A 12,675-nucleotide genomic window follows, 5' to 3' on the forward strand; every position below is an offset into this window, starting at 1 on the left:
GGTATCTTTTTTTTTGCTGTGAATTGACAGCATGGCTTCTGCATAGGGGGCATGGCCTGGGGAGAAAATGTACCTGAGGTGATAAACATGCCAAATGGCGAGAAGCCCATAGTGAAGTGCAGTGTCTCTAACTGTCATTATTGGGGTGAAAAAAACGTCTGCAAAGCTGATTTAATCATGATTGACATTGATCAGCATGCGACTGCAAGCTACCGCGAGGAGTATGCAGGGGAGACGTTTGACACAGACCATCAAGACGCCGCTCGTTCTGCTGCGTCAACCTGCTGTCACACGTTCGAACCGAAGTCGAAGTCATCCTAAATTGACCATTTTCGGAGGTGTGCACCATGAGTGATTATCCAAAAGAAGTCAAAGATGATCAATCGTCAACACAATTGACAACAACATCGTCAAGCCATTCAACAACACCGTCAACCCATTCAACAACATCATCAACACCATCAAAGTATTCACCAGAATCAACCTCATCTACAACATCAACGCCGTCAACGTATTCAGCGAACTCTACATTAACAACACCGTCAACGTATTCGGGGCACTCGACATCATCAACGCCTTCAACGCATTCGACGCAATCCATACCTTCAACATCATCAACCTATTCAGCGTATTCGGCATCCTCAACAAAGGAAAGCTCCAGCCAATACGATAACCGGGTAGATTATCCCCGCAGAACGCATCAAGAGGAGTATGCTGCTGAGGTAACGCCAAGAGCGGGTTATACCGGAGCTCGGACTGAGCGAAGCGATACCACATCCCAGACCTCATCCGAATCCACTTCCGGCCGTACAGCCGGCTATGTAGGTGTAGCCCTGGGAATCGCCTCCTTGTTCATGTGGTCTATTATTCTTGGACCCATTGCCGCTATCCTCGGCTTCTACGCATACAGCCAAGGAAAAAGAACTTCGGGTGCATGGGCCGCAGGCCTCGGCATTATCGCGACATTGAGTTATTTCGTTCTGATTCCATTTACACGCTAAAGAAATCTTAGAGAATCTCTCAATATTTAACAGGCCTTGTCCGATATATAGGACAGGGCCTGTTTTTTTGCCAAAATACTGGTTATCCGTCTAACAGGCATGTACAATGAAAGAGAACGACTTGGAAAACAGAGGAGCTGCATTACATGCAAATAGATCCGCGTACCGCTAAGCAGTTGATTGACCTTCAGCTCATGAGCGGAATCGATTTACAGGGTACTGCCCTTCAGAATACTTCATCTACAGGCGGGAGCGATTCCGCTTTTAACTTGGTGCTGCAGCAGCTTATGCAGTCCGATTCGTCAGCAGCTTCGGAGAATGAATACTCCTCCGCTTTAAGCCTGGGACAGACTATTAACGTGAATGGTCAGCTATGGCAGTTAATGAAAGCAAATACCGAAGGAACCACTTCAGCAGCTTTAGACTCCGGCGCTGCCGTACAGACCGATCCTAATCTGACTTTGCATCACAGCAATAATCCTGGCTCCAAGCCGACGGATTATAATGATCTGATCAGCAAAGCCAGCCGCGACTACGGTGTGCCCGAATCCTTGATTAAGGCCGTTATTGATACCGAATCCTCTTTTAACCCGAATTCTTTGTCCTCTGCAGGGGCTAAGGGATTAATGCAATTGATGGATGGCACGGCTCAAGGTTTGGGGGTCAGCAATTCCTTCGATCCCGCACAGAATATAGACGGTGGTACCAAATATATATCGTATCAGCTCAAACGTTATGACGGGAACATAAGCACCGCCATGGCTGCATACAATGCCGGACCCGGCACGTTGAAGAAGCTTGGAATTTCCAATGATAAGGAACTGATGGAGAAGCTTCACCTACTCCCTGTGGAGACACAGAAATATGTAACCAAAATCGACCGGGCTCGTGCCAAGTACGAGGTATAAGGACTAATATAGGAGGCGTTCTACTTTTGTAGAACGCTTTTTTGCTGCTATTTTAAGCGTTGCCGGGAAATCTGTTACAATGGAACAAGGGGGGAGATACAGATGTATTATTTTGATCATGCCGCAGCTACCCCGCCAAGCGAAGAAGTCCTCCGTACAGTGAATGAAGTTATGGCCCGGCATTATGGGAACCCGTCATCGCTCCATCGACTTGGAGAGGATAGTGACAAATTACTCAGAAGAGCGCGGGAAGTATGTGCAGCTTCACTTGGCGTGCAGAGCACCGAGATTATTTTCACCTCGGGGGCCACAGAGAGCAACAATCTGGCTCTCAAGGGAGCGGCGTTACAATATAGAAACAGGGGCAATCATATTATTACGACGGAAATTGAGCATCCTTCAGTATATGAATGTGCCAAGCAGCTTGAGCTCTTGGGCTTTGAAGTCACATTTCTGCCTGTAAACGTGGAGGGTACGGTAACGGCCGAGCAGGTCAAGAATGCGATCCGACCAGAGACGATACTGGTCTCGATCATGCACGTTAATAATGAGACAGGCAGGATTCAGCCGGTTCATGAAATAGGCGCTTGTCTTAAAGCAACACAGCCCAAGGTATTGTTCCATGTCGATGGTGTACAAGGTTACGGGAAGGTTCCTATCTCTCTTGAGGAGAGCGGAATTGACTTGTATAGCTTGTCTGCGCACAAGATCAGAGGGCCTAAGGGAACAGGTCTTCTTTATGTAAAAGAATGCGTGTCCTTATTCCCGCTGATGGCAGGCGGCGGCCAGGAGAGAGGGCTGCGCTCGGGTACTGAGAATGTACCGAGCGTAGTGGGGATGGCAAAGGCGGTTCGCCTTGCCAGTGTTGGGGTACAAGCCAGGTCGGCTAAGCTGTATGCGCTTCGCAAGCAGTTCATTGAAGGCTTATCCGAAATTCCGAATGCGACCCTCCATTCATCCATAGAAGGCGGGGCCCCACATATCATCAGCTTTTCACTTCCGGGTATGAAAGCCGAAGCGGTGCTCCATATGCTGGAGGAGGAGGGCTTTATGGTCTCCACGAAGTCCGCCTGCTCCTCCAAAGCTGCTGAACCAAGCCGTGTTCTACTGGCCATGGGAGCAGGTGAAGCCGCTGCTTCAAGCGGGATTCGGGTTAGCCTGGGTGAAGAACATACAGAGCAGCATATTGAGCTTCTGCTTGCCTCGCTGAATAAAGCGGTAAGCAGGCTCCGTTATTTGAAAGGTGGAAGTTAATTATTAATGATGACTTATGATTTACTACTCATGCGTTTCGGCGAAATGGCCATCAAAGGCAAGAACCGCAAGCGGTTCGAGAAAGCGGCTATGGCCCATGTGCTCACAATTCTTGAAGCTTTTCCCCTCGCTTCGGTCCGCAAGGAATATGGGAGATTCTATATCATGCTTGGAGGAGAATCTGCTCCGGCGCTGATCAATGAGCTGAAGAAGGTATTTGGCATAGCCTCGATCAGCCCTGTAATCGCAGTGGCTTCGGAACTTGAAGCCATACTGCACACCGCAGTCTCTTTTATGCAAAGTCAGACACTGCCTGAAGGAACGACATTCAAAGTGAATGTCCGCAGAGTATGGAAAGACTTCCCGCACTCCTCGCATGAGATGAATAGACTGGTAAGCGGCCCGATACTTCGGGAGCTTGCTACACTGAAGGTTGATGTCCATAACCCGCAAATTGAGCTCAGGGTAGAGATTCGGGAGGATCAGACCTATCTCTATAGCGAGGTCATTCCGGGTGCCGGAGGATACCCGCTTGGCACGAATGGGAAAGCCATGCTCTTATTATCCGGAGGAATCGACAGCCCGGTCGCGGGCTGGTCTGCGATGCGAAGAGGGCTTGAAATTGAATGTATCCACTTCCACAGCTATCCGTTCACAAGCAAGAAGGCTGAAGAGAAGGTTATAAGATTGGCGCATGTTCTCTCCACCTATTCTGGGGAGGTCAAGCTGCACCTGGTTCCTTTTACCGAGGTACAGACCTTGCTGACCAAGGCCAAGCAGGACAGTCTTATGATTACATTAATGCGTCGAGCGATGCTGAAGATCGCTTCCGCACTGGCGGAACAGAACGGAGCCCTGGCTCTCGTTACAGGTGACAGTCTTGGACAGGTAGCGAGTCAGACACTGCCCAGTATGAACGTTATTGGGCGGGCTACAGAGCTCCCTCTATTGAGGCCCCTAATCATGATGGATAAGCCCGATATTATCCAGCTGTCTCAGGAGATCGGCACTTATGATTTATCCATTCTGCCTTATGAAGATTGCTGTAGTCTGTTCGTACCTAAGTCGCCTTCGACGAATCCGAACCTGAGGATTATCCAAAAGATTGAAGCCACCTCACCTGAGCTTGCCCAGAAGATTGAAGCTGCGATCGCAGGCACAAGAACGATCGTACTACGGCCGGGTGTACAGCCCGTAAGCAACGAGGCTGAGGATGTAATACAAGAAGATTGGTTCTAGTCGATCAGAGGGTGCTTCCCGACGTAGGACTAGGAAGCTTTCAACTTTCTTAAACAAGCAGCTTACCCAACAACAAAAAGGAGCTTTCCATAGCGGAAGCTCCTTTTTGTTCGTGCCGTGAACCTTAAGAGTGAGTAGCCGGGTGAGTCTTATTCCCGCCCGAACGCTGATTCTGCTTCTTCTTGAGATGTCCCAGAAGAAGTACACCGGCCACAATGATAATGATAAAGGGAATGCTCACCATAGGCTTGTCCTTAAATAGGGAGGCGAGCTTCGGCTCAGTTGTAATCATGTGAGCGGCGGTATAAGCAAGAACAGCTGCACCTACATAGGCGATCCAAGGGAATGAATTCAGCAGCTTGATGAACAGCGTACTGCCCCATACAACAATCGGCACGCTGATCAGAAGTCCGATGACTACCAGAATCATGTGCTGGCCCGAAGCTCCGGCTACCGCAATGACATTGTCGAGTCCCATAGCTGCATCGGCAATTACTATAGTGCGGACAGCAGGCCACAGCGAACTTTCAGCAGCGATGGAATCGTGGTCTCCATTATCCGTCAGTACTTTGTAGGAGATGAAGATCAGCAGGGCCCCGCCAACAGCCAGAAGCCAAGGGATATTCAGAAGCCACACCACCACGAGGGTTGCCAGGATCCGAAGCAGTACCGCTCCGCCTGTACCGTATAGAATTGCTTTCTTCTGTACCTTCTGCGGAAGCTTTCTTGCTGCCATACCAATAACAATGGCATTATCCCCTGCCAGAATTAGATCGATAAAAATAATGTTAATCAAAGAAACAAAGAATGCTGCACTGAATAATTCCAAGTTAGGTCACTTCCTTCGGTGTTATATACGTATTTATTAACCAAAACGTTTCATTTGTCTAGTCCCAGATGGATGGATTAACGAAATTAACGCCTAATCCCGTGGAAAGCCTAAAGGAATAGCTTGGCAGCTCCATGCATAAATAAGTATGGGAGGGGATATGCGTGGAACCGCTGGTGCTGCTTGGAGAAATTCTTATGGTTAACCTTGTATTAAGTGGTGATAATGCTGTTGTCATTGCACTTGCAAGCAAGAACCTGCCTCTCAAACAAAGGAAACAAGCTGTGTGGCTTGGAGCGTTGGGAGCGGTACTGCTAAGAATTATATTGACCTGGATTGCTGTTATCCTGCTTCAAATTCCACTGATTCAAGGGATAGGCGGCATCATGCTGCTCTATATTGCTTTCAAGCTACTGCTTGAGCATGAAGATGGCTCTTCCGTCAGGGGAGGAACGACAATCTGGAAATCAATCCAGACTATTCTGGCGGCCGATTTCATTATGAGTCTGGATAATGTTCTTGCTATTGCAGCCCTTGCGAACGGCGATCTGGCTATCCTCGTGATTGGAATCGCGATCAGCATCCCGATTGTGGTGTGGGGAAGCAATTTGATTGCCGATTGGCTGCACAGGTATCCGCTGCTGGTCTATTTGGGGGCAGGGATTCTTGCCTATACGGCTGGTAAAATGCTGCTGCATGATCCGAAAGTGGGACCGCTGCTTGAGTCCGTCATTCCGGTGGTAATCAACTTCGTTCCGCTCTTCCTTGCAGGGATGGTGGTCATGATCGGCTGGTTCAAGAAATTCAGGTCAGAATAAAGCTTAATATTTCTTGAATTCGAGGCCGGCATCCGCCGGTCTTTTGCCTTTTATTTACAGAAAGACAAGCGTCAAAGAGTGGAATTTTTTGTGTCATTCCTTTACACTAAGAGTAGGAGAATGTCGCTTATTGCAGCGGCTTGTCTTCACAAGGACTTTTTTGGAAGGTGAGTGATGGAATGTCGGAGAACAATAAGCTGGTTACCGGGATATTCATTCTAGCAGCGGGTATTGTTATTCTTCTTGGGAAATGGGGAGTATTCAGCTTTCTTGGCTTCACGCTCTGGCCGTTAATCTTTCTTGTCCCAGGCATTCTGCTTCATCTGCTGTTCTTCACGAGAAGAGGCTCAGCCGTTTTGCTTGTTCCAGGCGGGATTCTCACGGTGTACGGGATTTTATTTTTTATCCTCAATTTTTCGGGTTCAGGAACGATCGCGTATATCTGGCCTTTGTTCATTCTCGGCATCGCGATTGGATTATTCGAATATGACATGCTGGCATTTCCAAGACCAGCAGGCGTATTCCTGATTGCAGTTATTCTTACAGCGGTTACAGCCGTGATCTATGGAATAACCATCTTGTCCATCTCCATCATATATTTAATTGCTCTTCTGCTCATTGCCGGCGGAGTCTGGTTAATCTTCGCACGTGGAAGAAGCAGACGCGGATGGTGACTGAATGGAAGTTCTTGAATTATCCGCGATATAGCGTATAATATAAGGGATATGTCAAGCGTCGGCCTTAATAGATCCGGCGCTTCTTTTGTGATGATTAACTTTTTCCACAGGAGAAAGAACATTAAATAGAACCAGAAGGGATATGGAGAACAACCATGCATTCTAGAGATCAGATTCGTAATATCGCAATTATTGCCCACGTCGACCACGGCAAAACTACGCTAGTCGACAAGCTGCTTCAACAATCCGGTATTTTCCGGGAGCATGAATCCGTACAAGAACGCGCCATGGATTCCAACGATTTGGAGAGAGAGCGTGGAATTACCATTTTGGCGAAGAATACGGCCATCACTTACAAGGACTATCTGATTAACATTGTGGATACTCCGGGTCACGCCGACTTTGGTGGTGAGGTTGAACGGATCATGAAAATGGTTGACGGCGTTCTGCTCGTCGTTGACGCTTATGAAGGCTGTATGCCGCAGACCAAATTCGTACTGCGTAAAGCCCTTGAGTCGAACTTGACTCCAATCGTTGTTGTGAACAAGATTGACCGCCCAGCGGCACGTCCGGCTGAAGTTATTGATGAAGTTCTTGACTTGTTCATTGAGCTTGGAGCCAATGATGATCAGCTTGAATTCCCTGTCGTGTACGCTTCGGCACTGAACGGTACTTCAAGTTTGGATGCCGAGAAGCAGGATGATAACATGCTTGCCCTGTACGAGACTATTATTGAACACATTCCGTCACCAACCGAGAACGTTGAGCAACCTCTTCAATTCCTGGTTACTTTGATGGATTATAACGAATACCTGGGACGTATCGCGATTGGCCGTGTGAACCGCGGAATTATCCGTGCAGGTCAACAGGTAGCAGTCATGACTCGTGATGGAAGTAAGAAATCTGCTCGCATCGAGAAGTTGTTCGGTTTCCAAGGTCTGCGCCGCGTTGAGACTGAAGAAGCGGGTGCCGGTGATATCGTAGCGATCGCAGGTATCAAGGATATCAACATTGGGGAGACCATTGCAGATCCGAACAATCCGGAAGCTCTTCCAGTTCTTAAGATCGATGAGCCAACCCTGCAAATGACATTCCTGGTTAACAACAGTCCTTTTGCCGGTCGTGAAGGTAAATGGGTTACATCCCGTAAAATTCGTGAGCGTCTTATGAAGGAACTTGAGACTGACGTATCTTTGCGCGTAGATGAAACAGACAGCCCCGATGCATTTATCGTATCTGGACGCGGTGAGCTTCACCTGGGTATCTTGATCGAGAATATGCGCCGTGAAGGATATGAGCTTCAAGTATCCAAGCCGGAAGTTATCGTTAGGGAAATCGATGGTGCGAAGATGGAGCCGATTGAGCGCCTGATGATCGATGTGCCTGAAGAGAGCATGGGCGCAGTAATGGAGAGCCTTGGTTCACGCAAAGCCGAGATGGTCAATATGATCAATAACGGAAGCGGACAAGTTCGCCTTGAGTTCCTGATCCCAGCCCGGGGTCTAATCGGATACCGTACACACTTCCTGACGCTGACTCGCGGTTATGGAATTATGAACCATGCCTTTGACAGCTATGGACCGCTTCATGGCGGCCAAGTGGGCGGACGTCACGAAGGCGTACTCGTATCGAGCGAGAACGGTGTATCCACACTTTACGGAATTCTGTCTATTGAGGATCGCGGTATTCTTTTCGTTGAACCTGGTGCAGAAATTTATGAAGGTATGATCGTCGGAGAACATACCCGGGATAACGACATTGTCGTGAACATCTGTAAAGAAAAAGCCGTTAACAACATTCGTTCTGCGAATAAAGAAGAGACGGTCAAGATGAAGACTCCACGTCTAATGTCGCTGGAGCAGGCTTTGGAGTATCTGAACGATGATGAGTATTGTGAAATCACTCCAAAGTCGATCCGTATCCGCAAGAAAATCCTGAATAAGAGCGAACGTGAACGTGCGGAGAAACACCGCAAGAATGCGCAAGCTAGCTTGTAATACCCAGCCGTTTGGGCTTAGTGAGGAGGGCGTTCCATGCAGGACTGGTTGTCACATCACCCGTACATTGCTTATGTGATTATCTTTGTACTGGTGGCCTATGTGTATAATAAGGTGTTCCGTGCGCAGCAGAAGCTGCCGCTCTGGAAAGAAGCGATACTGTACGTATTAATGGCGATCGGCTCATTCCTGCTGCTGATCTTTCAGATCGACAAGCTTCCGATTATCCAGTGCCTGCTGGTCGCCGTCGGCTTAATGCTTATGGTGCGGATTCGATACTTTGTTGAAGCGCGCCAGAAGAAGAAGCAGAACAAAGTCCCACCTGCTGAAAAAGCAGGAAGACTATAACTGATAGGAAAAAGGTGTAAAGATTCATGAATCCTAGAACCAGTGGTCTTCCTCCCCGAGAGGGAGGCCAAAGAAAGAAATCAGGTCGCCCTCAGGGCGGCAAGAAGAAGGCGCGTAAAGGCAGGTCTTTCCTAAAGTTCCTGCTTACGCTTGTCATTCTTGCAGTGCTTGTCGTTGGTGGATATTTGGGCTTTCTGTACTGGAAAGTCAATCAGGTAATCGATACAACCGGAACTTCTAAGTCGGTTCCAGCTGAGAGATCTGCCAAGGTGAAGCCTTTGTCCGTCCTGCTTATGGGAACGGATTATAGACCGGAGACGGGAACCCATTTGACCGACGTCATGATGGTGATTGCCTTCAATCCGGACACCAAGTCCGCAACGATTGTCTCTCTACCGAGGGATACCCGATTCAAGGCTAAAGGATATGGAACCGGTAAGATCAATTCTTTCTACCCGGAAATTCTGGCTGAGACGAAGGACCCGATCAAGGCAGGGGATACCATGAAGAAGCTGATGGGGGATTACTTCGATCTGGAGCTTGATTACGTGACCGTTCTTAATTTCCAAGGCTTCCGCGATGTTGTTGATGCGCTTAAGGGTGTCGACGTGAACGTGGATATGAACATGTGCTACCGGGATAAGGCAGATGGCACGGATATCAATCTGAAGAAGGGTCCGGCACACTTGAATGGTAAGGATGCACTGGACTATGTCCGCTACCGGAAGTCTAACTGTAAGCCAAAGACTAAGGGATCGGATGACTTCGACCGCAACCGCCGTCAGAATGAAGTGCTGCATGCTCTAATTGATCAGGCGAAGTCCTTCAATGGAGTCGTGGGCGCGGCAGGAGTAATTGAAGCTGTGGGTAAGAACATGGATACGGACTTTGAATCTGAACAGCTTAAGGATATGATCGCCACTTACTGGAACATATCCAAGGAGAATGTGCATTTCATGCCGGTTACAGGTGAGTGGAAGAGCCCTTATGTATACATTAATGATGATGAGCTCACCAAAGCCAAGAAGGCCCTTCAGGATGAAATGGCGGGCAAGGATACACAGGCAGTTACCAATTGAATGCAAGTTTTGGCTCGTGTTATAATATAAATTAATTAGAAGTAGATCGATTCAACTGTACGGGAGGTCTGGCCGAATGGGAGAAGCAGTGTTGTTGAATCGAATCGAAGTCATGACGGATATGAATACTCCGTTTGATGCTTATGGCCGTGCGCTTTGTCTTGCACAGCCGGCTTCTAATGCCGTACGCTTGATTGAATCTAATATTAGTGCTGCAGACTTGCCCGAAGGACAAGTGTGCAGTCATGAAGAAAAGCCCAGTGAGTTCTCTCACCGGGCTTTTCTGTTCATTTGGGACAATCTATTTCGATTGTGATGATGGAGCTTGCTGCGTTTTTTTCTGAGGGTGAACCGGTTTGTTGTGGTTCTGTAATTGTGAAGGTTCGCCTGTGCCTCTGGTCCCCGGTCCGGGTGTGGCATTAGCGGGCGGCCTTACATCTCTCGGCATTTGGGGAATAATGCGGCCGATGATATCGGAAAGTTCATTGCCGAATCCAGATAAAGGATGTCCTTGGCGGATACTTTGACTGATATCTGAAATCCGGTGAGACAAATCGATATCCGCGGTTACAATTGCATTCTTCCCGTGGGGATCCTTACGGAGGGCTTCGGCTGCAGAATACTTAATTGTTCCCACCCGGGAACGATCCAGGTTCGCATCCACATCAAGTCCCACAACGGCTGTATCTCCGATCAGGACACAGGATGCATTTTTGACTCCCGGAACTCTTTTGGCAATCGACTCCAAGTGAGCCTGAAGTGACTGCTGACCCGGTTGGCCCGGCTGATTACTTTGGTTATGCTGAACCTGAGCCTGTCCCGCCGAATTCATCTGGGTTCTTCCCGTTTGATCATGGCTAAGTATGCGCGGATTACTTCCCTTTTGACTCTGAGGAGAGGGTGATGCATGTTTATTAGCTGCAGTTCCACAGCTTGATAGCAGTAATGCCGTTAATATTAGACACAGCCATGTTCGCATGAATGTTCCTTCCTTTCGGGTAATCTTTGTTCTTGGATATTAGGCTACCCGGGCCGGAGCAAAATATGTATGTGAATGAAAAGGCTGCAAAGACCGCGGTGGAGGGGATATCTATGAAGAAAATATTTGTCCTGGATACGAATGTGTTGCTGCACGACCCCAATGCGATTTTTGCTTTTGAAGAACATGAGGTAGTTATTCCTGCCGTTGTGCTGGAGGAAATTGATTCCAAGAAACGCAATCCGGAAGAGATTGGCAGAAATGCCCGCGTAGTCTCCCGGCTGCTTGATGGACTTCGGGAGAAGGGACATCTGCACAACGGCATTGAACTTGACCATGGCGGAAGGCTTAAGGTTGAACTTAACCATAGAAGCTTCATCAAGGTTCAGGAAATGTTCGGCGAAGTGACCAATGATAATCGTATTTTGGCGGTTGCGTTGAATTACCATTTGGAGGAACTGGAGACAGCGAGCCCAAGATCTGTGGTTCTGGTAAGTAAAGATGTGCTTGTGCGAATTAAAGCGGATGTGCTTGGACTAACTACACAAGATTATTTATCTGACCGGACCGCAGGTCCTGGAGATCTCTATTCAGGCTATTCAAATATCAAAGTTCATCCTTCTATCATAGATGAGTTCTATACCTATCGTTCTTTACAGATTAAGACGCTCGGCCTTAATTTCTCTCTGTATCCGCATGAGTTCGTGATTCTCAAGGATGAGATGGGAAGCGGTAAATCGGCACTGCTTAAAGTAAATGAGGATGTTACCCGCCTGGAGCCTTTGTATATGAGCAATGAACCGGTCTGGGGGATCAGCGCTCGAAATGCCCAGCAGCGGATGGCCCTGGAGCTTCTGCTGAATGATGACATTCCACTGGTAACCATCACCGGGAAGGCAGGTACCGGAAAGACGCTGCTGGCCTTGGCAGCAGGGCTTCTCAAGACAGAAGATGATCACAAGTATAAGAAGCTGTTAATTGCGCGGCCTGTGGTTCCTATGGGCAAGGATATCGGTTACCTTCCGGGAGAGAAGGAGGAGAAGCTGCGGCCTTGGATGCAGCCCATCTATGATAATCTGGAGTATCTTTTTGATACCAAGAAATCAGGCGATATTGATAAAATATTAATGGGTCTAGGAAGCATCCAGGTCGAAGCGCTCACCTATATTCGGGGCAGATCCATTCCCGGACAATTCATCATTATAGATGAAGCGCAGAATTTGTCCCGCCATGAAGTGAAGACTATTGTCTCCCGGGTAGGAGAGGGCAGCAAAATTGTTCTCATGGGTGACCCTGAACAAATTGATCATCCTTATCTGGATTCGGTCAGCAATGGGCTCTCTTATTTGGTCGAACGCTTCCAGAAGGAAGGGATAAGCGGACACATTACGCTGGAAAAAGGGGAACGTTCCAAATTGGCACAGGTTGCTGCTGACCTGCTGTAGTTAAGAAGACCGCCGCTGATTAGCTCAGCGGCGGTCTGTTTACATATACCTGAAGAAGCAGTTTGCGAGTAAATAGGGACAAAGACGCAGGGAATTTGTTA

Annotated in this window: 15 protein-coding genes; 12 read left to right on the plus strand and 3 right to left on the minus strand. The window is 48.2% G+C overall.

From position 1 onward, the window contains the following. Positions 1–87 precede the first annotated feature (87 nt). Positions 88–321: a DUF1540 domain-containing protein gene (locus ACEN86_RS07325; RefSeq protein ID WP_495633650.1), complete on the plus strand. Its 234-nt coding sequence runs from the start codon at positions 88–90 to the stop codon at positions 319–321. Between the two features lie 58 nt (positions 322–379). On the opposite strand, the gene ACEN86_RS07330 is transcribed toward ACEN86_RS07325, so the two are convergent. Beyond that, positions 380–601: a hypothetical protein gene (locus ACEN86_RS07330; RefSeq protein ID WP_495634370.1), complete on the minus strand. Its 222-nt coding sequence runs from the start codon at positions 599–601 to the stop codon at positions 380–382. Between ACEN86_RS07330 and ACEN86_RS07335 the strand changes: the two genes are divergently transcribed. From ACEN86_RS07335 to thiI, 4 genes are all read left to right on the plus strand, one after another. After that, entirely contained in the window at positions 600–1,001 is a 402-nt protein-coding gene (locus tag ACEN86_RS07335; RefSeq protein WP_495634242.1) for a hypothetical protein, read from the plus strand. The genes ACEN86_RS07330 and ACEN86_RS07335 overlap by 2 nt on opposite strands. Positions 1,002–1,147: 146 nt before the next feature. Beyond that, positions 1,148–1,909, plus strand: a complete 762-nt coding sequence (locus tag ACEN86_RS07340) for a lytic transglycosylase domain-containing protein (RefSeq protein ID WP_495633651.1) — start codon at positions 1,148–1,150, stop codon at positions 1,907–1,909. 102 nt (positions 1,910–2,011) lie between these two features. Next, a complete protein-coding gene (locus ACEN86_RS07345; RefSeq protein ID WP_495633652.1) occupies positions 2,012–3,163 on the plus strand; it encodes a cysteine desulfurase family protein in 1,152 nt (383 codons plus the stop codon). A gap of 9 nt (positions 3,164–3,172) precedes the next feature. Then, positions 3,173–4,402 (plus strand): tRNA uracil 4-sulfurtransferase ThiI, encoded by a 1,230-nt coding sequence (gene thiI, locus ACEN86_RS07350; protein ID WP_495634243.1) that lies wholly within the window; start codon positions 3,173–3,175, stop codon positions 4,400–4,402. Between the two features lie 124 nt (positions 4,403–4,526). Here thiI and ACEN86_RS07355 read toward each other — a convergent pair whose 3' ends face one another. Continuing rightward, entirely contained in the window at positions 4,527–5,231 is a 705-nt protein-coding gene (locus tag ACEN86_RS07355) for a TerC family protein (RefSeq protein WP_495633653.1), read from the minus strand. A gap of 164 nt (positions 5,232–5,395) precedes the next feature. On the opposite strand from ACEN86_RS07355, the gene ACEN86_RS07360 reads away from it, so the two are divergent. The 6 genes from ACEN86_RS07360 to ACEN86_RS07385 all read left to right on the plus strand — a co-directional run bounded on the left by ACEN86_RS07360 (position 5,396) and on the right by ACEN86_RS07385 (position 10,466). Continuing rightward, positions 5,396–6,049, plus strand: a complete 654-nt coding sequence (locus ACEN86_RS07360) for a TerC family protein (protein ID WP_495633654.1) — start codon at positions 5,396–5,398, stop codon at positions 6,047–6,049. A gap of 179 nt (positions 6,050–6,228) precedes the next feature. Further along, positions 6,229–6,723 (plus strand): hypothetical protein, encoded by a 495-nt coding sequence (locus ACEN86_RS07365; RefSeq protein ID WP_495633655.1) that lies wholly within the window; start codon positions 6,229–6,231, stop codon positions 6,721–6,723. A 158-nt stretch (positions 6,724–6,881) separates the two neighbouring features. Next, complete coding sequence (gene typA / locus ACEN86_RS07370) at positions 6,882–8,723, plus strand: translational GTPase TypA (RefSeq protein ID WP_495633656.1); 1,842 nt, start codon at positions 6,882–6,884, stop codon at positions 8,721–8,723. A 36-nt stretch (positions 8,724–8,759) separates the two neighbouring features. Next, entirely contained in the window at positions 8,760–9,071 is a 312-nt protein-coding gene (locus tag ACEN86_RS07375) for a YlaH-like family protein (protein WP_495633657.1), read from the plus strand. A 26-nt stretch (positions 9,072–9,097) separates the two neighbouring features. Beyond that, positions 9,098–10,150, plus strand: coding sequence for an LCP family protein (locus ACEN86_RS07380; protein ID WP_495633658.1), 1,053 nt, complete (start codon positions 9,098–9,100; stop codon positions 10,148–10,150). Between the two features lie 76 nt (positions 10,151–10,226). After that, positions 10,227–10,466 carry a hypothetical protein gene (locus ACEN86_RS07385; protein ID WP_495633659.1) on the plus strand — a complete coding sequence of 80 codons (240 nt, stop codon included), beginning with the start codon at positions 10,227–10,229 and terminating at the stop codon, positions 10,464–10,466. Here ACEN86_RS07385 and ACEN86_RS07390 read toward each other — a convergent pair. Then, complete coding sequence (locus ACEN86_RS07390; RefSeq protein ID WP_495633660.1) at positions 10,452–11,129, minus strand: YhcN/YlaJ family sporulation lipoprotein; 678 nt, start codon at positions 11,127–11,129, stop codon at positions 10,452–10,454. The genes ACEN86_RS07385 and ACEN86_RS07390 overlap by 15 nt on opposite strands. A 113-nt stretch (positions 11,130–11,242) precedes the next feature. On the opposite strand from ACEN86_RS07390, the gene ACEN86_RS07395 reads away from it, so the two are divergent. Next, positions 11,243–12,574 carry a PhoH family protein gene (locus tag ACEN86_RS07395; protein ID WP_495633661.1) on the plus strand — a complete coding sequence of 444 codons (1,332 nt, stop codon included), beginning with the start codon at positions 11,243–11,245 and terminating at the stop codon, positions 12,572–12,574. Positions 12,575–12,675 lie beyond the last annotated feature (101 nt).

Source organism: Paenibacillus sp. Paensp111 (assembly GCF_059492195.1).